Source organism: Polynucleobacter sp. AP-Elch-400A-B2, assembly GCF_018688355.1.
In the GTDB taxonomy this organism is placed as follows: domain Bacteria; phylum Pseudomonadota; class Gammaproteobacteria; order Burkholderiales; family Burkholderiaceae; genus Polynucleobacter.
Window position 1 is genome coordinate 997,521 of the sequence record NZ_CP061317.1, and the last position, 24,921, is coordinate 1,022,441.

20 protein-coding genes and 1 tRNA gene are annotated in these 24,921 nt (G+C 46.4%); 11 read left to right on the forward strand and 10 right to left on the reverse strand.

Going from position 1 to position 24,921, the window contains the following annotated elements; translation table 11 throughout:
• Positions 1-67: 67 nt before the first annotated feature.
• The 4 genes from FD977_RS05190 to FD977_RS05205 form a co-directional block, all read right to left on the reverse strand.
• Entirely contained in the window at positions 68-919 is an 852-nt protein-coding gene (locus FD977_RS05190) for an NUDIX hydrolase family protein (RefSeq protein WP_215306914.1), read from the reverse strand.
• A gap of 209 nt (positions 920-1,128) precedes the next feature.
• Positions 1,129-1,203 (reverse strand) — tRNA-Arg (locus tag FD977_RS05195).
• 202 nt (positions 1,204-1,405) lie between these two features.
• Positions 1,406-2,641 (reverse strand): MFS transporter, encoded by a 1,236-nt coding sequence (locus tag FD977_RS05200; RefSeq protein ID WP_215306916.1) that lies wholly within the window; start codon positions 2,639-2,641, stop codon positions 1,406-1,408.
• Positions 2,642-2,667: 26 nt separating this feature from the next.
• Positions 2,668-3,657: an NADP-dependent oxidoreductase gene (locus FD977_RS05205; RefSeq protein ID WP_215306917.1), complete on the reverse strand. Its 990-nt coding sequence runs from the start codon at positions 3,655-3,657 to the stop codon at positions 2,668-2,670.
• A 148-nt stretch (positions 3,658-3,805) separates the two neighbouring features.
• Here FD977_RS05205 and FD977_RS05210 point away from each other — a divergent pair, with 148 nt between their 5' ends.
• Complete coding sequence (locus FD977_RS05210; protein WP_215306919.1) at positions 3,806-5,287, forward strand: NAD-dependent succinate-semialdehyde dehydrogenase; 1,482 nt, start codon at positions 3,806-3,808, stop codon at positions 5,285-5,287.
• 25 nt (positions 5,288-5,312) lie between these two features.
• Positions 5,313-6,320 (forward strand): tripartite tricarboxylate transporter substrate binding protein, encoded by a 1,008-nt coding sequence (locus FD977_RS05215; RefSeq protein WP_215306921.1) that lies wholly within the window; start codon positions 5,313-5,315, stop codon positions 6,318-6,320.
• Here the strand turns inward: FD977_RS05215 and FD977_RS05220 are convergent.
• A complete protein-coding gene (locus FD977_RS05220) occupies positions 6,317-7,537 on the reverse strand; it encodes a CaiB/BaiF CoA-transferase family protein (RefSeq protein WP_215306923.1) in 1,221 nt (406 codons plus the stop codon). The two genes, FD977_RS05215 and FD977_RS05220, sit on opposite strands and share 4 nt — an antisense overlap.
• Positions 7,538-7,615: 78 nt before the next feature.
• On the opposite strand from FD977_RS05220, the gene FD977_RS05225 reads away from it, so the two are divergent.
• Together FD977_RS05225 and parC are read left to right on the forward strand one after the other, a co-directional pair.
• Positions 7,616-9,604, forward strand: a complete 1,989-nt coding sequence (locus FD977_RS05225; RefSeq protein WP_215306925.1) for a DNA topoisomerase IV subunit B — start codon at positions 7,616-7,618, stop codon at positions 9,602-9,604.
• Positions 9,604-12,021, forward strand: a complete 2,418-nt coding sequence (parC, locus tag FD977_RS05230; RefSeq protein ID WP_251369554.1) for a DNA topoisomerase IV subunit A — start codon at positions 9,604-9,606, stop codon at positions 12,019-12,021. Before FD977_RS05225 ends, parC begins: the two co-directional genes overlap by 1 nt.
• 66 nt (positions 12,022-12,087) lie before the next feature.
• On the opposite strand, the gene FD977_RS05235 is transcribed toward parC, so the two are convergent.
• Complete coding sequence (locus tag FD977_RS05235; RefSeq protein WP_215306927.1) at positions 12,088-13,047, reverse strand: XdhC family protein; 960 nt, start codon at positions 13,045-13,047, stop codon at positions 12,088-12,090.
• A gap of 76 nt (positions 13,048-13,123) precedes the next feature.
• Here FD977_RS05235 and FD977_RS05240 point away from each other — a divergent pair, with 76 nt between their 5' ends.
• Positions 13,124-13,780, forward strand: a complete 657-nt coding sequence (locus tag FD977_RS05240) for an NTP transferase domain-containing protein (RefSeq protein WP_215306928.1) — start codon at positions 13,124-13,126, stop codon at positions 13,778-13,780.
• Here the strand turns inward: FD977_RS05240 and FD977_RS05245 are convergent.
• The 3 genes from FD977_RS05245 to FD977_RS05255 form a co-directional block, all read right to left on the reverse strand.
• On the reverse strand, positions 13,777-14,235 hold the full coding sequence (locus FD977_RS05245; RefSeq protein ID WP_215306930.1) for a RidA family protein: 459 nt from the start codon (positions 14,233-14,235) through the stop codon (positions 13,777-13,779). The two genes, FD977_RS05240 and FD977_RS05245, sit on opposite strands and share 4 nt — an antisense overlap.
• A gap of 65 nt (positions 14,236-14,300) precedes the next feature.
• Entirely contained in the window at positions 14,301-15,476 is a 1,176-nt protein-coding gene (locus FD977_RS05250; protein WP_215306932.1) for a VWA domain-containing protein, read from the reverse strand.
• 32 nt (positions 15,477-15,508) lie between these two features.
• Complete coding sequence (locus FD977_RS05255) at positions 15,509-16,366, reverse strand: MoxR family ATPase (protein ID WP_215306934.1); 858 nt, start codon at positions 16,364-16,366, stop codon at positions 15,509-15,511.
• Between the two features lie 166 nt (positions 16,367-16,532).
• Between FD977_RS05255 and FD977_RS05260 the strand changes: the two genes are divergently transcribed.
• The gene (locus FD977_RS05260; protein ID WP_215306935.1) at positions 16,533-16,898 is read left to right on the forward strand and encodes a cytochrome c; all 366 of its coding nucleotides are present in this window, start codon (positions 16,533-16,535) and stop codon (positions 16,896-16,898) included.
• Between the two features lie 17 nt (positions 16,899-16,915).
• Complete coding sequence (locus FD977_RS05265; protein ID WP_215306936.1) at positions 16,916-17,260, forward strand: cytochrome c; 345 nt, start codon at positions 16,916-16,918, stop codon at positions 17,258-17,260.
• 84 nt (positions 17,261-17,344) lie between these two features.
• On the opposite strand, the gene FD977_RS05270 is transcribed toward FD977_RS05265, so the two are convergent.
• Complete coding sequence (locus FD977_RS05270; protein ID WP_215306938.1) at positions 17,345-17,983, reverse strand: GntR family transcriptional regulator; 639 nt, start codon at positions 17,981-17,983, stop codon at positions 17,345-17,347.
• A gap of 149 nt (positions 17,984-18,132) precedes the next feature.
• Between FD977_RS05270 and scpA the strand changes: the two genes are divergently transcribed.
• From scpA to accC, 4 genes are read left to right on the forward strand one after another with little or no spacing between them, the layout of a single operon-like run.
• On the forward strand, positions 18,133-20,274 hold the full coding sequence (gene scpA, locus FD977_RS05275) for a methylmalonyl-CoA mutase (RefSeq protein ID WP_215307058.1): 2,142 nt from the start codon (positions 18,133-18,135) through the stop codon (positions 20,272-20,274).
• A 24-nt stretch (positions 20,275-20,298) separates the two neighbouring features.
• Positions 20,299-21,324 carry a methylmalonyl Co-A mutase-associated GTPase MeaB gene (meaB, locus tag FD977_RS05280; RefSeq protein ID WP_215306939.1) on the forward strand — a complete coding sequence of 342 codons (1,026 nt, stop codon included), beginning with the start codon at positions 20,299-20,301 and terminating at the stop codon, positions 21,322-21,324.
• Between the two features lie 9 nt (positions 21,325-21,333).
• Positions 21,334-22,866: an acyl-CoA carboxylase subunit beta gene (locus FD977_RS05285; protein WP_215306941.1), complete on the forward strand. Its 1,533-nt coding sequence runs from the start codon at positions 21,334-21,336 to the stop codon at positions 22,864-22,866.
• Between the two features lie 27 nt (positions 22,867-22,893).
• Entirely contained in the window at positions 22,894-24,918 is a 2,025-nt protein-coding gene (gene accC / locus FD977_RS05290) for an acetyl-CoA carboxylase biotin carboxylase subunit (protein WP_215307059.1), read from the forward strand.
• Positions 24,919-24,921: the final 3 nt, after the last annotated feature.

A 24,921-nucleotide genomic window follows, 5' to 3' on the forward strand; every position in this document is an offset into this window, starting at 1 on the left:
TATTTAACCACGAAATGACTTTAAGCTGGGCGATCAAAATAAAGCGCTTAAATCCAATTTGGAAGATTTATTCCGCCCTGGTATTGCGCAAAATGAAATCCGCAGTCACCAAGGCAGCATCATTAGTGAATTCATCGGCCAAAATGCGGGCTGCAGCCTCTGAAAGCGAGATTTCAATAAAACCGCTCACTTCCCCGTCATGATTGGTGGGTACAAAGTTATCGGCCAGTTCTAGGTCGTAAATATAGAGCTGCTCATCATGAAAGCCCCGTCCTGGGATAGTGCGGCGCATGTGTATACGACCCACGGGCTCAATTTGATCGGAAATCTGGGCTGGCACACCCGCCTCTTCCCATAATTCCCTGCGGGCATTAACCCACGGGGTTTCATCTGCCCCAATACCGCCTGCGGCCAGGTTATCGAGACGGCCAGGGTCAGTAGATTTGGTTTCGCTCCGTCGTCCAAGCCATAGATTTCCCGCCTTGGTATGGCCATTGATGTGGGTTGCCATGCTACGAAAGCCAAAAGCACGGAAGGCGGAGCGCTCTAAACGGAAGTATTCGTGACCATTTTGATCAATCCAAGCGAAATTCTCATTCCTCCACCCTGGAATAAACCCACCTTGGCGCATCCGATCAGCCATTTTCGAAAGACTTTCAGAGAGCTCCACAGGCCTCGCATGGTGAATAGTCAGACGATCGTGGCCCATTTCGATATGAGGGATTGGGTTTTTTGCTAAGAATTCGAGTAAAAAGGCCGTGAAATCAGGGCTTATATGCCCAATAACCTGCCCAGCTGTGTAGCCACCTAAAAAATGGATGGGTAAATAATCGGGCGGAGCTGGCCTTGCCGTATTTTGGAGTAATTCCTCTAGTGCAGCGATAGTGCTGCTGGTGAGCTTGGTATTGAGCTTATGCATGCCCTAAGTGTAAGAGAAATTCTGATTACCAAAAACTGATCTAAAAATCTATAAATAAATTTGAATTGTCAACAACGATTTACGTATATTTTTGTTAATGGTAAGTGCTCATAAATTAAGCAAGCTAGGTCACTCTATACAAATCTTAGACTTACGAAAACTTTTGGGTATTTATCCACAAAGGCTGTGGATAAGTTCTGACTTGGAAGTGGTCCCGCCGACAGGAATCGAACCTGTATCCCACGCTTAGGAGGCATGTGCACTATCCATTGTGCTACGGCAAGATTAAAAAAATTAAAACGTTTTATAAAAAAGATGCTAGTGCAAGTTGCATTATCCACCGATTACCAACCACACAGCGCCCACACTTGATTAGTGATTGCGACCGTTAACTCTGGCGCGAAGTATGCGCAGAAAATAATTCCTAATATTGCTGCCAATAGGGTGTGTGAAACGAAGCGCGAAATGGAAATATTCATTAAAAAATTAAGCGGTAGTGATGCGATGAATCGCTCGCTCTTTTACTGGCAAATTAATTAAGAATGCAAACACACCTAAGGCAATCGAAATATTCCAAACGATCAGATAGGAGCCAGTGCGATCAAATAGGTAGCCACCAAAATAAGCCCCGCAGAAGCTGCCAAGTTGATGAGAGAAAAATACGAGACCAGACAGCATAGAGAGGTATTTCACACCAAAAATCTGTGCAACGATGGCATTGGTCAATGGGATGGTAGAGAGCCACAAGAAGCCCATGATGGCCGCAAAAATATAAGTGGTTGTTGGGCTCAGAGGCATATAAACAAAGGCGATGATCGCCACAGATCTGCTGATATAGATCCCTGACAAGAGGTAGCGCTTTGGCAGGCGTTGGCCTAATATTCCGGCGGCATAGGTTCCAAAAATATTAAATAGACCAATCAATGCGAGGGCGGTAGTGGCTACAAAAGGTGCGCCAACATCGGGATATATCTTGGATAAATCTTTTAGGTAGGGCGCTAAATGAACCGCAATAAATACCACCTGAAATCCGCAAACAAAATATCCCAAAGTAAGCAATCTAAAGCTCGGGTTACCCATCGCCTCTTTTAAAGCTTCTTTGATAGTTTGATTGCTAGCTTGCTGCATATTTGCGGCATTAGGTTCGCGCAACATAAACGCAATCGGAATCATGAGGCTCGCCATGAGCGCCAATACGAGTAGCGCATCATTAGCACCAAAGTTTGAAAGCAAGCCTTGCTCAACTGGAATCATTAAAAATTGTCCGAATGATCCAGCAGCTGCAGTGATGCCCATAGCCCACACTCTTTTTTCAGGGGCAACGTTGCGACCTAAGATTCCATACACCACGCTATAGGTGGTTGCAGTTTGTGCAAGACCAATGAGTAATCCACCTGCAAATGCAAAACTCAGTGCGTCTGTAGAGATCGCCATGCCGGCTAAACCGAGTGCATACAATGCGCCCCCGGCAATCATAATTTTGAGTGCGCCGTAACGATCAGCCAATGCTCCGGTGATAGGTTGAACAGCACCCCAAATCAAATTTTGTAATGCGATAGTGAGAGCAAAAGTTTCACGACCCCAACCATTGGCGAAGGTGATGGGTAGGTTAAAGAGTCCAAATCCATGACGTATACCCATGGAAAAAGTCACCATCAGCCCCCCAAAGATCAGCAGATTCTTTAGTGTGAGGATATTAGATGGGCTGGTTTGCGCTGTCATGGATGTTTTCTCGGTATGTCTAGCGCTTAGGATAGCTTGATTATTTGTTTGCCCAAATAACTGCCCTCAAGCAAATCAATGAAGGTCTGAGGTGCGTTTTGCAGGTTTTCAGTGATTTTTTCGTGCACCTGGATCTTTTTTTTGACTATGAGGTCTATTAGCTGCTTTTGTATATCCTTCCAGCGAGAAACATGATCTGAGACGATAAATCCCTGAATTAACATGCGATTGGCTAGTAAGGTGCGCAGATTGATGCTGTGGAGATGCTCTTCAAGGCCTTCGGCAATCAGTCCGCAGATGGCAATGCGGGAGAAGGGGTTCATTTGAGGAATCATGCTGTCAAATAGGGTGCCTCCAACATTCTCAAATACCCCATCGATGCCATTGGGGGCATATTTATTTAAGTTGCTAAGCCAATTGCTGTGCTGATAAGACAGGCAAAGATCAAAATTGAATACATCCTGCACATAAGCGCATTTTTCCTCAGAGCCTGCAACTCCAATGACATTGGCGCCCTGTAGTTTGGCGAGTTGGCCGGCAACACTACCTACGGTACCTGCGGCAGAGGTAATGAGGATGGTTTCACCAGTCTGGGGCTTGCAAATATCCATCATTCCAATCCAGGCGGTGATCCCAGGCATTCCTGCGGCTCCCAGGAGCCAGGTTTCAGAAAAAGGAATTTCAGGAATGAGCTTGATCGCAGCGCAATTCATGACGGCATGGGTTTGCCATCCCAGCATGCCAATGACTTTATCTCCCGGCTTAAATTGATCAGACTGGGAATCGATAACGATTCCAATACCTTCGCCCATAACAACATCGCCAAGCGCAATTGAGGGCGCATATGATTTGCGCTCACTCATTCTGCCGCGCACATAGGGATCCAGCGAAAGCCATTGATTTAAAACCAGGACTTGATCGCTCCTGAGAGGCTCTATATCGGCGTCAATGCATTCAAAGTTATCTTGTGTTACGGTTTGATTTGGCCTGTTACGCAGAATAATTTTAGTATTCATTTTTTTATTGCAAAATTTTCTTCGTATCCAATAATCAGTACCTTGGCAAAGCAATATGCCTAGGGTTTTTACTGATTGGTGGGGTCAAAACACTTTTTAAATTAATGAGCAATTTTGCCACTTACAAGATTCTTTGGAGTATTTATTTATGTCAGCAGTAAATCACATTAGTTCGTTATTGAAAGATAAAAATCTCCTGAAGGGCGATGCATTTATCGGTGGTAAATGGCTTCAAGCTAAATCTGGCAAAGTTTTTTCAGTAAGCAACCCTGCAACTGGCGAAGAAATCGCCCAGGTTCCCAATCTCGATGTTGCTGATGCACTGGACGCTGTTGCATTAGCTGAAACTGCATTTACGCAATGGCGTACAAAAACTGGCAAAGAGCGTGCTGCAGTTATGCGTAAGTGGTTTGACTTAATTACAGAGCACACCGAAGATCTTGGGATCATCATGTCTCTAGAGCAAGGCAAGCCTTTGGTTGAAGCTAAAGGTGAGATTCATTATGGATCCTCTTTTATTGAGTGGTTTGCTGAAGAAGCGAAACGAGTAACTGGCGCCATTCCTAGCTCAACTTGGGAAGACAAACGTTTGATGGTTCTCAAACAACCTATTGGAGTGTGCGTAGCAATTACTCCTTGGAACTTCCCAAGCGCCATGATCACTAGAAAAGTATCTCCAGCACTGGCCGCAGGTTGCTCCATTGTCATCAAGCCTGCTGAACAAACACCGTTGTCAGCATTGGCATTGGCTGAACTCGCTTCTCGTGCAGGCGTCCCTGATGGGGTGATCAATATTTTAACCGCGGATGCTCACAATTCCATTGCAATTGGTAAAGCACTTTGTGACTCTCAAGTAGTGAAGCATCTCTCGTTCACCGGATCTACTGAGGTTGGCAAGTTGCTGATGATGCAGTGCGCTCCAACAGTGAAAAAGATTGCTCTTGAGTTGGGTGGTCATGCGCCATTTATTGTTTTTGAAGATGCCAACATTGACAATGCAGTTGCTGGAGCCATGTTTGCCAAGTACCGTAATGCTGGCCAAGCTTGTGTTGCAGCCAATCGCTTTTATGTGCATAAAAAAGTTCATAACGAATTTGTTGAAAAGTTTGCTGCTGCTACAAAATTACTCAAAGTGGGTCATGGTCTAGAGCCTGGGGTAACTCAAGGCCCCTTGATTGATGAGCATGCACTGGCTAAAGTCCAGAGGCATATTGCTGATGCAGTGGCTAAGGGAGCAACCTTGGTTACCGGCGGTAAGTCTTCTGAGCGAGGCGGTACTTTTTTTGAGCCCACCATTTTGGCTAATGTAAGCAATTCCATGTTGGTGGTAACTGAAGAAACCTTTGGACCGGTTGCCCCAGTCATTCCTTTTGAGTCTGATGAGGAAGTTGTCAAACTGGCCAATAACAGTCAATTTGGATTGGCCTCTTATTTCTACAGCCGTGATATCGGCCGTATCTGGAAAGTGGCTGAGGCTCTGGAGTTTGGCATGGTCGGTGTCAATACTGGTCTGTTTTCTAACGAGGTTGCCCCATTTGGCGGCGTTAAGCAATCCGGCTTAGGTAGAGAAGGTAGCTCTTGGGGTATTGATGAATACCTCGAGATGAAGTATGTCTGCGTAGGCCTATAAAAAAATAGATGGGGGAGACAAAATAATGTATTCCAAGAAAAAACAAAAAATCGGAATCTTATTAGGCTGTTTGTTCGCTGCAGTATCGCTGTTTAGCCAGAGCGCCTCTGGCCAGTCAGCGTCTGCGGAAGAGTCATGGCCTAACAGACCCATTTCCATGATCATTCCATTTCCGCCGGGTGGGGTTGCCACGGTTGTAGGCAGACCCATTGCTGATGGTATGGCTAAAAATCTTGAAAAGCCCATCATCATGGAAAACAAACCTGGTGCAGGCGGCGGAATCGGTAATGCCTTTGTAGCAAAAGCAAAGCCAGATGGTTATAACGTATTGTTTGCGATGTCCTCTGTTTCAACCATTCCAGAGACAGATAAGATTGCTGGCAAAACAGCTTCGTACTCCACGAATCAGCTTAGACCAATTGGCCGCATTACTTCTGATCCATTAGTGATTGTGGTGAAGAATGATGCTCCATGGAAAACCATGACTGAGTTTGTTGCTGATGCTAAAAAGTATCCTGGTAAATACAATTTCAGCTCTTCTGGTAACTACGGAACGATGCAGTTGCCAATGGAGATGCTGAAAACAAATCAGAATATTTTCGTTGTTCATATTCCCTATGGTGGTGCTGGCCCTGCTGTATTGGCTGTACTAAGTGGAGAGGTAGACATTGTCGCTAGTGGCCCATCAACCGTGGTTCAAAACGTCAAGGCTGGAAAACTCAGAGCTTTAGCTCACACTGGAACAGGTAGGATGGCTGCACTACCAGATGTGCCATCTCTGAAAGAGCTCGGAATACCCGTTGAATACAATCAATGGACTGGGATTTTCGTACCGAAGAGTACGCCTGAGCCGATTGTCAAAAAGTATCGCGATGCATTGAGAGTTGCTGTTAACGACAATTCCATTCGCTCAACCATTGGCAATGCAGGTAGTCCAATCGACTATCTTGACGAACCTGAATTCCAAATCTTTTGGGATAAGGACATTGCCAAGATGAATGAAGTAGTTAGAAAAATTGGCAAGCTCGATTAGATCGAACCATTTTCTCTCAGTGAATTGATATCCTGCGCGTTAAGACCCAGTCTCTCGCGTAGGATCTCATCAGTATGTTGTCCCAAGGTTGGGGGTGCCATTCTGACTTCCACAGGCGTTTTTGAAAGTCGCATTGGGCTCGCTACCAACTTCATGCTGCCAGCCGTGGGGTGGGGCACATTCATTTGGATATCACGGGCTTTGACCTGTTCATTTTCAAATACTTCTTGAAAATTATTAATTGGTCCGCAGGGTACGTTTGCTTTTTCAAGTAAGGCGATCCACTCTGCCTTAGTTTTCTTTCTCGTCATTTCCTCTAGCAGAGGGACTAGCTGTTCGCGGTGCTTTACCCGCATTGGATTCTCTGAGTACAGAGGGTTATCGGCTAAATGGGCTTCATTACCTGCGGTAACAAAATGCCTGAATTGGCCGTTATTTCCAGCGGCAACAATCATCCAGCCATCTGATGTGGGAAGTGTTTGATAGGGCACTATCGTTGGGGATGCATTGCCCCAACGTTTGGGGATTTCATCTGAGCATAAATAGGCGCTAGCCACATTTGCCATGACTGCTATTTGCGTATCCAAGAGGGCCAAGTCAATGTATTGACCTTCGCCAGTATGGTTTTTATGGGCAATGGCTGCCAAGATGGAGGTGGTGGCGTACATCCCGGTAAAAATATCGGCGATTGCAACTCCCGCTTTTTGTGGGCTAGCTCCTGGAAAGTCATCCGCCTCACCGGTAACGCTCATAAAGCCACCCATTCCTTGGACAATAAAATCATATCCAGGGCGTTTTGAATAGGGCCCAAATTGCCCGAATCCAGTAATTGAGCAGTAAATGAGATCCGACTTCACTTTGATTAAGCTCTCGTAATCCAGTCCGTACTTAGCCAACTGCCCCACTTTGTAGTTCTCAATGACTACATCAGACTCTTTTGCGAGCTGGCGAATGATTTCTTGGCCTTCAGGCTTGCTAATATCGACCGTAATGGAGCGTTTATTGCGGTTAATGGATATGAAATAGGCACTTTCAGCCGTATCTTGACCGTTTTGATCTCTGGCAAACGGAGGGCCCCAGTGACGTGTATCGTCGCCCTCACCAGGTTTTTCAACCTTAATAACGTCTGCACCGAGGTCAGCGAGGTTTTGAGTACACCACGGGCCGGCAAGCACACGGCTGAGGTCTAAAACGCGAATATGACTTAAGGCTCCCATCCTGCAATTTTGGCATGAAAAAAAGGGTAATTCAGGAAAATTCAGGTTTTCGTTCAGACATGACTACAATTTGCGCGCATGGCTACCCGTAAAACATCCGAATACAGCGAATCATCGATTCAAGTCTTAAAAGGGCTTGAACCCGTCCGTCAGCGGCCGGGAATGTACACCCGCACTGACAATCCCTTGCATATCATTCAGGAGGTGTTGGATAACGCTTCTGACGAGGCGCTAGGTGGGTTTGGCAAGCACATCACTGTGACTTTGCATACCGATAGCAGCGTGAGCGTTGAGGATGATGGTCGGGGTATTCCTGTTGGAATGCATCCAACTGAGAAGCTCCCGGTAGTAGAAATCGTTTTTACTCAGCTACATGCCGGCGGTAAATTCGAAAAAGGCTCCGGTGGTGCGTATGCCTTCTCAGGTGGTTTGCATGGTGTCGGTGTCTCTGTAACCAATGCCTTATCCAAGCGACTAGAGGTGACCGTATGGCGTGAGGGTCAGGTCTCTACATTGACCTTTGCTGACGGTAGGGTGATTGAAAAACTCAAAACCAGTGCCGCTGGCAAAGAGGATAAGTCTCACGGTACACGTGTACGTGCGTGGCCTGATGGTAAGTATTTTGATAACGCAGCCATCCCAATGCCTGAACTGATTCGCTTGTTGCGCTCGAAGGCAGTCTTATTGCCTGGCGTAAAAGTGACACTGATTCAAGAAAAGTCTGGCGAGAGCCAAACTTGGCAATATGCCCAGGGCTTGCGTGGCTACTTAAATGAAGCAATGGCTCAAGCAGGTCATGGTGCAGAAGTGATTCCTCCATTTGAGGGTGAGCAATACGCTACCGGCAATGGAGATGACGATTCCTTTGCTGAAGGCGAGGGCGCTGCTTGGGTTGTAACCTGGACTGAAGATGGCCCACCTGTGCGTGAGAGTTATGTGAACTTGATTCCGACCCCTGCCGGTGGCACGCATGAAAGTGGTCTACGCGAAGGCCTCTTTAACGCGGTCAAAGGTTTTATTGAGATGCATGCATTGCAACCTAAGGGTGTGAAACTCATGCCTGAAGACGTCTTTGCGCGTGCTTCATTTATTTTGTCTGCCAAGGTTTTGGATCCACAATTTCAGGGGCAAATTAAAGAGCGTCTGAATTCAAGAGACGCAGTGCGCCTAGTTTCTGGCTACGCTAAATCTGCATTAGAGCTTTGGCTTAATGAGCACGTAGATTACGGCCGTAAATTGGCGGACTTAGTAATTAAGCAAGCCCAAGCCAGAACCCGTGCTGGTCAAAAGGTAGAGAAGAAAAAATCTTCTGGCGTAGCGGTTCTCCCTGGAAAGCTAACGGATTGCGAGAGCGAAGATATCAGCCTAAATGAAATCTTTCTTGTTGAGGGAGATTCAGCGGGCGGCTCAGCCAAGATGGGGCGCAACAAAGAATATCAGGCGATCCTGCCTTTGCGTGGCAAGGTTCTCAATACTTGGGAAGCCGAGCGCGATCGCCTGTTTGCTAATAATGAAGTGCATGACATTGCGGTGGCCATTGGTGTTGATCCACATGGTGCTAACGACACGCCAGATTTATCGAACTTGCGTTACGGTAAGGTCTGTATTTTGTCTGATGCTGACGTCGATGGCGCGCATATTCAGGTATTGCTACTCACCTTGTTCTACAAGCATTTCCCTAAGCTAATTGAATTAGGACATATTCATATTTCGCGGCCACCCTTATTTAGAGTGGATGCGCCAGCGCGCGGTAAAAAACCGGCGCAAAAGATTTACGCACTGGATGCAAGCGAACTACAAGCAATTGAAGATAAGTTACGTAAAGATGGTGTCAAAGAGTCTGCCTGGCAGATATCTCGCTTTAAAGGTTTGGGCGAGATGAGTGCTGAGCAACTGTGGGATACCACCCTCAATCCGGATACCCGCCGTCTCTTACCGGTGACCTTAGGCGCATGGACAGAAGATGAAACAATTAAAACAATGGATATGTTGATGGGTAAATCCGAATCCGGGGCGCGTCGTGATTGGTTGGAAGAGCGCGGTAACGAAGTAGAGGCGGATATCTAATGGCAATCAAAAAAACTCCAGGTAGCAATAAACCAGTAGAGCAAGCTGACTTGTTTGCAGTCGATGAACCTATTTCTACTGAGGCAGGTGGGCCTAATGATCCACATGATCCGAAAAAGATTGAGCTTAATGAGGATGACAAAGATAGCCTCACGCTAGCCGTCTATGCTGAACGCGCTTACTTAGATTACGCCATTAGCGTCGTCAAAGGTCGCGCATTACCTGATGTATCCGATGGTCAAAAGCCAGTTCAACGCCGCATTCTGTTCTCGATGAGTGAGATGGGTTTGCGTGCTGATGCAAAGCCAGTCAAGAGTGCTCGTGTAGTTGGTGATGTACTGGGTAAATTTCATCCCCATGGTGATCAATCCGCTTATGACGCATTAGTACGTCTTGCCCAAAGCTTCTCATTACGTTATCCATTGATTGATGGTCAAGGTAACTTTGGTTCCCGTGATGGTGATGGCGCAGCGGCCATGCGTTACACCGAAGCGCGTTTAACCAAAATTGCCGGTTTATTGCTAAGCGAGATTGATGAAGGTACGGTCGATTTTGCTCCGAACTACGACGGCTCTTTCCAAGAGCCTAGGTTGTTACCAGCACGCTTACCTTTTGTTCTATTGAATGGTGCATCGGGTATTGCGGTAGGTATGGCAACGGAGATTCCTTCACACAATTTGCGTGAAGTGGCAAGTGCAGCTATTGCCTTGATGAAGTCTCCAAAGATGAGCACGTCAGAGTTGCTAGAAATCATACCTGGCCCGGACTATCCTGGTGGCGGTCAAATTATTTCTTCTCCAGCAGAAATTGCGCAGATTTATGAGGCAGGTCGCGGCAGCTTAAAAGTACGTGCCCGTTGGTCTGTTGAAGAATTGGCGCGTGGTCAATGGCAAATCGTGGTGAATGAACTTCCACCATCAACGTCATCGCAGCGCGTATTGCAAGAGATTGAAGAGATTACCAATCCTAAAGTCAAAGTTGGTAAAAAGACTTTAACTCCAGAGCAAAGCAATCTCAAATCCACCATTCTGAATGTCCTTGATGGCGTACGTGACGAATCTAGTAAAGATGCAGCTGTACGCTTGGTGTTTGAGCCTAAGAGCAAAAATATTGATGTCAATGAGTTTGCCAACCTACTGCTAGCCCATACATCGCTAGAGTCCAATGCACCAATGAACTTGGTCATGATTGGTACTGATGGTCGTCCACGTCAAAAAGGTCTTAAAGAGATTATTTCTGAATGGATTTCTTTCAGAGTGGCTACTGTTACAAGACGTACTCAATATCGTTTAGGTAAAGTAAACGACCGGATGCATATTTTGGAAGGGCGCTTAATCGTTCTTCTGAATATTGATAAGGTCATTAAGATCATTCGTAGTAGCGATGAACCTAAGGCTGATCTTATCAAAGAGTTCAAGCTGAGTGATCGTCAAGCGGAAGATATCCTAGATATCCGCTTGCGACAATTAGCTCGCCTTGAGGGCATCAAGATTGAGCAAGAGTTGAAAGAACTCAAGTCTGAGCGTGATGATCTTGAAGGTTTATTGCAGAGCGATACCATTCTACGTAAACGCATAATCAAAGAAATCGAATCCGACATGAAGGATTTCGGTGATGATCGTCGTACCTTAATTCAGGAAGACAAGCGCGCTGTAGCTGAGACTAAAATATTAGATGAGCCAGTGACCGTGATCGTGTCGCAAAAAGGTTGGGTGCGCGTGCGCCAAGGTCATGAACATGATGCAACGCAGTTTGCCTTTAAAGCGGGTGATGCCTTGTATGGCACATTTGAGTGCCGCACAGTCGATGTGATGCAAGGCTTTGGTAGTGATGGCCGCGTCTATACCGTGCCAGTCAGTGAATTGCCTGGTGCACGTGGCGATGGCTCACCGTTAACTAGCTTTGTGAATTTAGCCGCTGGATCACAAATGGTTGCTTACTATGCAGGTCAGTCTGATGATCTCGTACTGATTTCTACAAGATCTGGTAATGGCTTCCTGGCAAACGTGGCAGACATGACTACCCGTAATAAGGCTGGTAAATCGTTTGTTGGTATCGATAGCAAATTTCCGGGTGGTGATGCACCTCTCGGAGCTGCTAAGGTTACCGCAGGCATGAAGCAGGTAGCTTGCTTATCCGAAAGCTCTAAATTATTGGTCTTCCCGCTGGATGAGCTAAAGCGTTTGCCTACTGGTGGTAAAGGCGTCATTCTGATGGGCTTGGATGATAAAGAGAAGTTGGCGTCTGCCATTGCGGTTGGGCCTGATGGCGCTACGTATTCAGGAGCAGGACGCGCTGGTAAACCAACGGAGCTCAGTCTTGATGCGAAAACCTTGAAGTCCTTTGCAGGTAATCGTGCTCGTAAAGGTCACTTCGTTGAGCCAAGACTCAAAGACGGGAAGCTCACAGCGAACTAAGAAGCTAATCTAGCTTTACTGAATTAAAAAACCCGGTCAGGAGTTGATCGGGTTTTTTAATTTGAGCTAGACCTTCTGAGGTATTGGGACGCCGTACTTGACGGCAATGACTTCCGCTAAGATCGATACGGCGATCTCTGGTGGAGTCAAAGCGCCAATAAATAGACCAACGGGTCCGTGAAGACGTTCAACCTGCTCCTGTGTCACATCAAATTCTAGCAAGCGGTCTTTACGTTTCTGAGTATTGATTCTGCTGCCCAGCGCTCCCACATAAAAAGCAGAGGACTTCAATGCCTCCATCAAAGCCATGTCATCAAGCTTGGGGTCATGCGTTAAGGCAACCACCGCAGTATGGGAGTCAACCCCAATTTCTAGCAGCACGTCATCTGGCATGCCCTTAATAAACTGAATCTGATCACGATTGATGCCTTCTGCATATTCTTCGCGCGGGTCAATGACGATCACTTCAAAGTCCGAGGCGAGAGCAAAGTCAGCGGTATACAGTGACAGCTGTCCGGCTCCAATGATCACCATGCGCCAGCGAGGGCCATAAGTAGTTTTCATTAAGTACTCATCGCAGATGAATGCCTCATTACGATTGCCAACTTCGAGCGTAGATTTACCGGTAGCAAGATCTACTGTGCGTGAAGTAATTTGATGATTGCTGATGGACTCTAGAATGGCTTCCAAAATAGCTAACTCTGGTTTTGGCTCTACAAGCAATCGAAGCGTTCCACCACAAGGCAAGCCAAAGCGGGCAGCCTCTTGTTGGCTAACGCCATAGACCACCATTTCTGGTAGATCTCTGGTCAGGATTTCAGTTTGTACTCGGCGAATCAGGTCATCCTCGACACATCCACCGGAAACTGAGCCGGTGACTTGCCCGTCACCTCGAATAGCCAACCAAGAGCCAATAGGTCTTGGGGCTGAACCCCAAGTTTGAACAACCGTGGCAATGGCAACCGGATGGCCCGATTTGAGCCAATCTACCGCAGCCTTCAATACACTTAAATCGGTACTATTCATTTACTGTCTTTAATTTCTTACGTTTAATTTTTTGTATTTATTATTTATTGCTAGCAATCTAATTATTATCTCTCTAATGACAAGTTCTAGCCCATCAGCCCAAGATTCACAATTACGTATAGCCGTGCTCTTATTGGCAGCGGGTGAGGGTAGTCGGCTAGGTACCCATCCAAAAGCTTTACTTCATCGTGACGGGAAGACTCTTTTAGGGCGTTTTTCACGTGCAATTCAAGGATTTAGTCCCGTCGAATGCCTTGTGGTCACTGGCTTTCATGCTCAGTTGATTGAGTCTGAGATCGAAAAGATGAATACCTCTTTGACTCATCCGATGAAGATCATTAGAAATGCTTCACCAGAGGAGGGTCAGCCATCCTCTGTTCGCTTGGGTCTTGAATCACTGCGAGCTGACTTTGATGTCTTGCTAGTAGCACTATCCGATCAGCCCGAAGTGGGTGCAAAAGAAATTCAAGAATTGCTTGATGAATACGCTAAGCGAGAAGGTGAGCAGGAAATTATTCTGCCATTAGTGGATGGTAAGCGGGGCAATCCTGTGTTGTTTTCTTATAAAGCAGTTTCGGATGTATTGGCCAAGCCAGGCATGGTTTGTCGATCCTTCATGGATGCCCATCCGGACAAGGTAAGAGCTATGCCCACCAGTAATCAGGCATTTGTGATGGATGTCGACACACCGGAAGACATCCAAAGACACCAATTAAATCTATTTCTTTTTTAAATCTCTGCAATCAGTTCGATTTCAACACAAGCACCCAGAGGGATTTGCGCTACACCAAATGCGCTACGGGCATGTTTTCCTGCATCACCGAATACTTCAAAGAGTAGTTCTGAGCAACCGTTCACTACTAAGTGTTGTTCTGTAAATTCAGAGGTCGAGTTCACTAGACCCATCACTTTGACTATGCGCTTTACTTTATCCAGTGAGCCTAAGTGATTTTGTAGTGTGGCAATGAGATCAATTGCAATGGATTTGGCCGCAGATTTACCGGTCTCAGTATCCATATCAAGACCCAACTTACCAACCCAGGGCTTGCCATCTCGCTTAGCAATATGACCCGATAGAAAAACAGTATTGCCAGTCGTTGCAGCCATAACATAGGCGGCAGCAGGCGGTCCAGCTGGAGGTAAGTCAATACCAAGAGTTTTCAGGCGATCACTAATGTGGTTTGTCATGGGGTTTCAGTCGAAAAAAAGTAAAGCAAAGAAAAATAAAGACGGTTGATTTAAATCTTACTGGATTACTTTGATAGTTGACGCATGGCGTTCTCGAGACCATTTAAGGTCACAGGATACATCCGGTCTTTCATAAGACCTTTCATGATGTCGATGGATTGTCGATATTGCCAAACTGATTCTGGCTCAGGATTGAGCCAGGCAAAGTGAGGGAAGTGCTCAATGAGGCGATTAATCCACGCCGCACCAGCTTCTCGGTTGTTATATTCAACTGATCCGTTGGGGTTAAGAATCTCATAAGGAGACATGGTGGCATCGCCAATGAAAATAAGCTTGTAGTCGGGGCCATACTTATTGATGATGTCTTGAGTTGCTGTGACTTGATCGCGCCTGCGGCGATTGCTTTGCCAGAGATTTTCATATACGCAGTTATGAAAGTAGTAATACTCTAAGTGTTTGAATTCTGTTTTGACGGCGGTAAATAATTCAGATATGCGCGCAATATGATCATCCATCGAACCGCCCACATCCATCAGTAACAGGACTTTGACCTGGTTGTGACGCTCTGGACGCATTTGAATGTCGAGCATCCCTGCGTTTGCAGCAGTAGAGTGAATTGTTTTATCGAGATCTAACTCTAGATTTGAGCCTTCTCTGGCAAAGCGACGTAAGCGACGCAAAGCCATTTTGATATTGCGTGTTCCTAAACTGAGATCGCTGTCGTAGTCTTTAAATTCTCGGGCCTCCCAGACTTTGATGGCCGTACGATTGCCTGCGCTCTCACCACCAATACGAATGCCTTCTGGGTGGAAGCCGCTATGCCCGAAGGGTGATGAGCCCCCTGCACCAATCCATTTATTGCCACCGCCATGCCATTCCTTTTGCTCTTTCAAAAGTTCTTGAAGGCGCTTTTGTAGGGCTTCAGGCCCACCCAATTTTTTGAGTGCCGCTTTTTCTTCTTCAGTTAATACGCGTTGTAATTTTTTCTCAAGCCAGTCCAAAGGAATATCGGGAGCTAAGGCGATGATTTGCTCCACACCATTAAAGTAGGATCCAAACACTTGATCAAAGCGATCAAAGTGTTGCTCATCCTTGACTAGGGTCATCCGGGCTAGTTGATAAAACTCATCAATCGACGGTTCAATAACATCTTCCTTTAGCGCTTCTAGCAGCGTTAAAAATTCCCGTACGGAAACAGGCACCTTGGCCTCTTTGAGATTGAGAAAGAATTGAATCAACATGATTCAGCTATTTAAAGAATTGACTTGTTAGATTAGCGGTGATTGCGGTTCATCATCACCAAACGCTCAAAGAGATGTATGTCTTGTTCATTTTTAAGAAGCGCTCCATGCAGTGGAGGAATGGTAATTTTGTCATCACCGCTATACAGGGCCTCGGCAGGAATATCTTCTGCAAGCAATAGCTTTAACCAATCGATGAGCTCAGAAGTGGAAGGTTTCTTTTTTAAGCCCGGTAAAGCGCGGATTTGATAAAAAGATTGGAGCGCTGCCTCTAATAATTCTTGCTTGATGTTGGGGTGGTGGACATCCACAATGCTCTGCATTGTTCCTGCATCTGGAAAAGAGATGTAGTGAAAGAAGCAACGACGCAAAAATGCGTCTGGCAATTCTTTTTCATTATTTGAAGTGATGATGACAAGAGGGCGGTGCTTCGCTTTGATCAACTCACGCGTCTCGTATACATAGAACTCCATACGGTCGATTTCTCGCAAGAGGTCGTTTGGAAACTCAATATCGGCCTTATCAATCTCATCAATCAATAGAACAACAGACTCATCTGCTTCAAATGCTTGCCAAAGAACACCTTTCACAATGTAATTGCGAATGTCATTGACCTTTTCATCGCCCAGTTGGGAGTCTCTTAATCGGCTGACGGCATCGTATTCATAAAGGCCTTGTTGAGCCTTGGTGGTCGATTTAATGTGCCATTGCATTAGTGGCATGTTCAGGGCTGCAGCCACTTCCTCGGCCAGCATGGTTTTACCTGTTCCCGGTTCCCCTTTAATTAAAAGAGGGCGCTGAAGCTGTATCGCCGCATTGACGGCTAATTTCAAGTCATCTGTAGCTACATAGCTTTGCGAACCGTCGAAGCGGGATTGGATCTTAGTCATGGTGAGGGCAATTAATTTGTCTGTGAATAGCCGTCAAGTATATGTAAAAGGGTCGCTACTTTCTGTGTTTTTACTCATTTCAAGGGGTGAAAACAGGGGATCTTGGCTCGTCTCCGCTATACTCTTTCCAAATTGATTTGAATCAAACTCGTTACTACAGATTTCTATGAAAAAACACCTCATTCTTTCCCAATTGACCCTCTGCGCTGCTTTGGCCTTTGCTGGATTTTCAGCTCAAGCTCAAGACGTCAAAGGTTCCGCCCAAGCTGGACAAGGCAAGGTTTGGCTCTGCATTGGCTGCCATGCCATCCCTGAATACCGCGCTGACTATCCTTTGGTATACAAAGTCCCCATGATTGGCGGTCAAAATGCTGCTTACATTGCCAGCTCCTTGGCGGCCTACAAAAAAGGTGAAAGAAAGCATCCAACGATGCGTTCGATCGCAGGTAGCTTGTCTGATCAAGACATGGCTGACCTCGGCGAATACTATGCTGCGCAAACTGCCAGCTCACCTAATAACCCATTGAAGTGATATTTAGAGGCACGTTTATGAAATTCGCACTAACTACCGCCATTTTGTTATCCAGCATTGGCTTGGCTCAAGCAGCTAGCGCCGAAAAAGGTCAGGCTCTTGTAGAGAAGGGCAACTGCGCCTCCTGTCATGGTGCCGGGCTTAATGCACCTATCTTGCCCGCTTATCCAAAGTTAGCTGGCCAGCATGCTGATTACCTTTACTACGCTTTGCGCGCTTACCAAGTTGGCGGATCTAATCCGCAGTTTGGTCGTAACAATGCAGTAATGTCTTCTCAGGCTAAGCCTTACAGCGATGCAGATCTTCTCGACATGGCTGCCTATATCGCTAAATTGCCAGGAAACTTTGTTGTTAAGAAGTAATTTTCTTAATTAACTAGATCCACTCTAAAAGGCTTAGGTTAATCACCTAAGCCTTTGTTCTTTATAGCATTTGTAGCGTATCTATTATTTAGTAGCCTCAAGCCCTCTAGCGAGGTGATTGCGCATAGCCAGCTCTGCTGCTACAGGATCTCTTTTGAGAATGGCCTGAAGAATTTCCCGATGCTCAAGCAGGGAACTTAAAAGGCGGCCCCCTCTACTTAAAGAATCACGTCTTTGGAGCTTGAGAACCTTACGCAGGTCATCAATAACGCCATTCATCCACTTATTTCCTGCAATTTCTTGGATTAATTCATGAAATTTGACATTAAATTCAAAAAACTGCCCGATATCTCGATCTGCAGCAGCTTTTTCGAGGCGGTGATGTAAATCATCCAATTGGGTTAGCTGGGCTTCAGTAGCATTTATAGCTGTTTCTTTGGCTGCCTGACCCTCTAGCAGGGATAGAACGGTAAAAATTTGCTCCAAATCACGCCTATCAACCTCAGTGACATAAGAGCCTTTATTCATTTTGCTTGTTACAAGCCCTTCGGAAGCAAGCACCTTGATGGCTTCACGCATAGGCGTGCGGCTAATTCCGAAGGCAGCAGCCAAGCTTTGTTCATCTAGCCAGCTTCCTGGGGCTAATTCATGGGAGAAGATTTGCTCTCGTAAGCGCTCCGCAACATCCTCATATAAAGGCCTATTTATAAGTTTTGTATTCATAATTATGTATACAGTATCTAGACAAATTCGGAAAAGTCAAGCAAAATAGCCCTACAGAATTAGTGATGATGTAAAAAGCCAACCGGGAGTGCTTTGTGAGTACAAGTGATAAAAAGTCTGCACCGAGTTCATCTAATACTTGGCCCAATGTGCCAGATTGCGATTTAGATGCTTGGAAAAAATCAGCCCAAAAATCAGCGCCTAATGGCGATGTTGATAAGTTGGGTTGGCAAACGCCAGACGGTATTCATCTAAAAGCCTTGTATACGGCCAAAGATACCGAGGGTCTTCAGTACACACATTCTTTGCCAGGATTTGAGCCTTTCGTACGTGGACCACAGGCAACCATGTATGCAGTGCGTCCTTGGACGATTCGCCAGTACGCTGGTTTCTCAACTGCAGAAGAGTCCAATGCGTTTTATCGCAAGGCGTTAGATGCAGGCGGTCAAGGTGTTTCCGTCGCTTTTGACTTGGCGACTCATCGTGGTTACGACTCAGATCATCCGCGCGTGACGGGTGACGTTGGTAAGGCAGGTGTGGCCATTGATTCAGTAGAAGATATGAAAATCTTGTTCGATGGGATTCCGCTAGACAAGGTATCCGTTTCAATGACGATGAACGGAGCAGTACTACCGGTGTTGGCAGGTTACATCGTTGCTGGTGAAGAGCAGGGCGTGAAGCAAGAGTTACTGTCAGGCACGATTCAGAATGACATTCTGAAAGAGTTTATGGTGCGCAATACCTACATCTATCCACCAGAACCTTCGATCCGCATCATCGGCGACATTATTGAATACACCGCCAAACACATGCCGAAATTTAATTCGATCTCGATTTCGGGTTATCACATGCAAGAGGCGGGTGCAAACCAAGTTCTCGAATTGGCATTCACATTGGCTGACGGTAAAGAGTATGTCAAAACTGCTTTGGCAAAAGGCTTGGATGTAGATGGCTTTGCTGGCCGACTCTCCTTCTTCTTTGCTATCGGCATGAACTTTTACTTAGAGGTTGCCAAGTTACGTGCTGCACGTCTTCTCTGGTGGCGCATCATGAAGTCCTTCGAACCAAAGAATCCAAAGTCCTTGATGTTACGCACCCACTGCCAAACATCTGGCTGGTCTTTGACTGAGCAAGACCCCTATAACAACATTGTTCGCACCACAGTTGAAGCCATGGCCGCTGTATTTGGTGGCACACAATCGTTGCATACCAATTCCTTTGACGAGGCGATTGCCTTGCCGTCTGAGTTCTCTAGTCGTATAGCCCGCAACACTCAATTAATTCTGCAAGAAGAAACTCACATCACCAGTGTGATCGATCCATGGGCCGGCTCTTACATGATGGAAAGTCTTACTCAAGAGATGGCTGATAAAGCCTGGGAGATTGTTCAAGAGGTCGATGCCATGGGCGGTATGACCAAGGCAGTAGAGAGTGGTTGGGCAAAGCTCAAGATTGAAGCTGCGGCTGCTGAGAAACAAGCGAAGATTGATTCAGGCTCTGATGTGATTGTGGGCGTCAATAAGTACAAGCTTGGAAAAGAAGACTTGGTTGATGTTTTGATGATTGACAACGATAAGGTTCGAGAAAGCCAAGTTGCTCGCTTAAAAGATATCAAAGCAAAACGTGACACCAAGAAAGTAGAAGCGTCATTAGAAGCATTGACTAAAGCCGCAGAAGAAAACACTGGCAACCTATTGGAGTTGGCTGTGCAAGCGATCCGTTTGCGCGCTACGGTTGGCGAAGTTTCTGATGCATTAGAAAAAGTTTACGGGCGCCATCGCGCCGATACTCAAAAGGTGACCGGTGTGTATGCAGCTGCTTATGACTCAGCCGAAGGTTGGGATAAATTGAAAGTCGAGATCGCTGATTTCGCAAAAGACTTTGGCCGTCGCCCGCGTGTGATGATTGCCAAGCTTGGTCAGGATGGCCATGATCGTGGCGCTAAAGTGGTTGCGACCGCCTTTGCTGATTTAGGTTTTGACGTAGATATTGGACCTTTGTTCCAAACGCCTGAAGAGTGCGCGCGTCAAGCCATTGAGAATGATGTCCATGCTTTAGGGGTTTCCACTTTGGCGGCGGGTCATAAGACTTTAGTTCCTGCCATCATTGCTGAATTGAAAAAGCAGGGTGCCGACGACATTATTGTCTTCGTAGGCGGAGTCATTCCACGACAAGATTATGAGTTCTTATATGAGGCTGGAGTTAAGGGTATATATGGCCCAGGTACTCCGATTCCAGCATCTGCTAAGGATGTACTCGAGCAGATTCGCAAATCTGCAAAGCCCGCTTAACTTTAGATAAAAAAGAAAATCAGCATGCTCAATGTAGTAGACCAAGCCTTAGTGAATGACCTCACCGGTGCGCCCTCAGCGGCGCAGCGCCGTGCATTGGCCAAGATCATTACTTTGCTTGAATCTACCCGCATGGATCACCGTCAGCGTGCGGATGAGGTTCTCAATACTTTATTACCCAAGACGGGTAAGTCATTTCGTTTAGGGATCTCAGGTGTACCAGGCGTTGGTAAATCTACTCTCATCGAAACGCTAGGCTTGGATTTAATTGCAAAAGGCCATCGCGTTGCTGTTCTAGCTATTGACCCTTCCTCGAGCTTATCGGGCGGCTCGATTTTAGGTGATAAGACTCGCATGGAGAGATTATCCGTTTTAGATAACGCCTTTATTCGTCCGAGTCCTTCATCGCTCACATTAGGTGGCGTAGCTGAGAAAACTCGGGAGGCGATGTTAGTTGCCGAAGCCGCAGGATTTGATATTGTGATTATTGAAACTGTAGGCGTAGGTCAAAGTGAAATTGCCGTTGCTGGTATGACGGATATGTTTCTCTTAATGCAGCTTCCTAATGCAGGTGATGATCTGCAAGCAATTAAAAAAGGCGTGATGGAAATTGCTGATCTGATTGTGATCAATAAGGTGGATATCGATCCTGATGCCGCTATGCGCGCGCAATTATTTATCACCAGCTCTTTGCGACTATTGGGCTTCCAAGGCAATCCTGATCACGCCTCACATGATTTGGAGTTTTGGCATCCGACCGTCATGTGTTTGAGTGCCCTTGAGGGTGATGGCATTCCTGAGCTGTGGGAAAAAATTCTGCATTTTCAGAAACTACAAAATGCGAATGGTCAATTAGCATCGCGCCGTAAGCAACAAGCGGGGGCTTGGATGTGGGATCGGATTGATGCGGGACTCAAGAATGCTTTTCAGAACCATCCAGCAGTACAAGCACTTTTGCCCAGCCTGAGCGCCGAGGTTAATCAAGGAACGATGGCCGCCTCGGTTGCTGCCAGACGTTTACTCGAGGCAATGGGCCACGAATTTTTCTAAGGAGTAGTCATGAAGGAAATCATTCAACAGCTAGAAGCAAAGCGTGAGCTCGCCAGATTAGGTGGTGGACAAAAACGTATAGCTGCTCAACACTCCAAAGGTAAGTTAACTGCACGCGAGCGTATTGAACTCTTGCTGGATGCTGGTACCTTTGAAGAGTGGGATATGTTTGTTGAGCATCGTTGCCATGACTTTGGTATGGCTGATCAGACTGTTCCTGGTGATGGTGTTGTTACTGGCTATGGCATGATTAATGGCCGCTTGGTTTTTGTATTTTCACAGGACTTTACCGTATTGGGGGGCTCGCTTTCTGAGGCTCATGCGGAGAAGATTTGTAAGATCATGGATCAGGCACTTAAGGTGGGTGCGCCTGTTATTGGCTTGAATGATTCTGGTGGTGCGCGTATTCAAGAGGGCGTTGCTTCTCTAGGCGGCTATGCTGAAATTTTCCAACGTAATGTCACCGCTTCGGGTGTGATTCCACAAATCTCTTTGATCATGGGCCCATCAGCGGGTGGCGCTGTTTACTCGCCCGCACTCACAGACTTCATCTTTATGGTGAAGGATAGTTCTTATATGTTTGTTACTGGCCCTGAAGTCGTGAAGACGGTAACGCATGAGGATGTGACTGCTGAAGAGCTCGGCGGTGCAATAACGCATTCAACTATTTCAGGGGTTTGCGACCTCGCTTTTGATAATGACGTTGATGCCATCATGATGCTCCGTCGTTTCTTTAACTATCTCCCATTATCGAATCGTGAAAAGCCGCCCATGATCAATGGGGCACAGCGTACTGAAGAGCCTGACTTCTCACTTGATACATTAGTGCCGAGCAATCCAAACCAGCCTTACGATATGAAAGAATTGGTCAGGAAAATTGTTGATGATGGTGAGTTCTTTGAGCTCCAGCCTGATTACGCTAAAAACATCTTGATTGGTTTTGCGCGTATGGAAGGTCGCTCAATTGGTATCGTCGCTAATCAGCCCTTAGTTTTAGCTGGCTGCTTAGATATTAAGGCATCTATCAAAGCTGCACGTTTCGTTCGCTTTTGCGATGCCTTCAATATTCCAGTAGTCACTTTAGTTGATGTCCCAGGTTTTATGCCGGGCACATCTCAAGAATATGGCGGCATCATCAAGCATGGCGCAAAACTGCTCTACGCCTATGCGGATTGCACCGTTCCTAAGGTCACGCTGATTACTCGCAAGGCATACGGTGGTGCCTATGATGTGATGGCTTCTAAGCACTTGCGTGGCGATGTGAACTTCGCTTGGCCCTCAGCTGAAATTGCAGTCATGGGCCCAAAAGGAGCTGTTGAAATTATCTTCCGCGAAGAAAAGTCTGATCCGGCAAAAATTGCGGCTCGGGAAGCTGAGTACAAGGCCAAGTTTGCTAATCCCTTTGTAGCTGGTCGTCGTGGGTATATTGATGACGTGATCTTGCCTCACGAAACACGTAAGCGTATCTCACGCTCTTTGGCAATGCTCAAGGACAAAGAGCTTACAAATCCACCGCGCAAACACGGCAACATCCCCCTTTAAGGCGCTGGAAAAATCATGACTACAAAAATGTTTAAGAAAATTCTGATTGCTAACCGCGGCGAGATAGCTTGCCGTGTGATGAAAACCGCCAAAAAGATGGGCATTAAGACCGTTGCCGTCTACTCTGAAGCTGACAAAGAGGCTCGCCATGTGCAGATGGCTGATGAAGCAGTTTATATTGGGCCTGCACCGTCACGTGAATCCTATCTTGTAATGGATCGCATCATTCAGGCCTGCAAGGATACTGGCGCCGAAGCAGTCCATCCTGGATACGGTTTCTTATCTGAGAATGAGCAATTTGCACGTCGTTGTGAGGAAGAGGGCATTGTTTTTATCGGTCCTAAACATCAATCTATCGCAGCAATGGGCGACAAGATTGCTTCCAAAAAGCTTGCCTTAGAAGCTAAGGTTAATACGATCCCTGGATTTAACGAGGCAATTGAAAAAGCGGAAGATGCTGTCAAGATTGCCCAAGGTATTGGCTATCCCGTCATGATTAAGGCATCAGCAGGAGGTGGTGGTAAAGGCCTGCGGGTAGCCTTTAATGATAAAGAGACTTTCGAAGGATTTACAGCCTGCCGTACTGAAGCTCTCAATAGCTTCGGTGATGATCGTGTCTTCATTGAAAAATTTGTTGAAGGCCCTCGTCATATTGAGATTCAGGTGCTGGGTGATGCGCATGGCAATATTGTGTATCTTGGTGAGCGAGATTGCTCGATTCAGCGCCGTCATCAAAAGGTCATTGAAGAGGCTCCGTCTCCCTTTATTGATCCTGCAACACGCAAGGCTATGGGTGAGCAAGCCGTTGCTTTAGCAAAGGCTGTCAACTATCAATCTGCTGGTACCGTAGAGTTCGTAGTAGGCAAAGACAAGTCCTTCTACTTCCTCGAGATGAATACCCGCCTGCAAGTGGAGCACCCAGTAACTGAAGGTATTACTGGTCTCGATTTGGTTGAGCAGATGATTCGTGTAGCTGCTGGCGAAAAGCTGGCATTTAAGCAGGAAGACATCAAACTGTATGGTTGGTCGATGGAGTGCCGTATTAATGCAGACGATCCATTTCGTAACTTCTTGCCATCGACTGGCCGCTTAGTTAAATACCGTCCGCCAGCAGAGCAAGATGGCGTGCGTGTTGATACTGGCGTCTATGAGGGTGGCGAGATTCCGATGTATTACGACTCCATGATTGCCAAACTGATCGTGCATGGCAAGGATCGTACTGAAGCAATAGTAAAGATGCGCTCTGCGCTCAATGACTTTGTCATTCGTGGCATCCACTCAAATATTCCTTTTCAAGCCGCTTTATTGCAGCACCCCCGGTTTGTATCGGGAGACTTTACGACTGGCTTTATTGCTGAAGAGTATCCAGATGGCTTCAAAAAGGATTCAGTGCAACCAGCCGATCCTAAACGTTTAGCAGCTCTAGCGGCATTCATGCGATATCGCTATCTTGAGCACATCAAAATGATTGATGGCCAGCTAGCTGGTCATGAAATGACCATTGCGAAGAGGTTTGTCGTTGTTACTGGATCGAGGGTAGGCTCAAGCGAAGACATCAAAGAAATCCCTATCCGGGTTGAACTTAAAGATGGCCTTTACTCTGTCTACATTGAAGATGGAGGTGATATTACTGCTTACAACATCGTTAGCAAATGGCGTCCAGGTGAAATTTGTTTACACGCTACCATCAATGGCACGCAAAAAATTACTGCGCAGGTTGAGCGTAAGGGTGTGAAATACGCTCTTGTTTTAGATGGCGCCCATTTTGAGTGCATGGTGCTTAGCCCCCTCGGTGCCGAGCTTCAGCGCCGTATGTTGGTCAAGATTCCGCCAGATACTTCTAAGTTAGTAATGTCGCCTATGCCAGGTCTATTGACAAATGTTTCTGTCAAAGTTGGCGAGACTGTTACAGCCGGTCAAAAATTAGCTGCCATTGAAGCGATGAAGATGGAAAACACGCTTGTTGCTGCTCAAGATGGTGTCGTTGCTGAAATCTGTGCCAATGTTGGTGAAAGCTTAGCAGTTGATCAGATGATCATTCGTTTTGACTAAGGC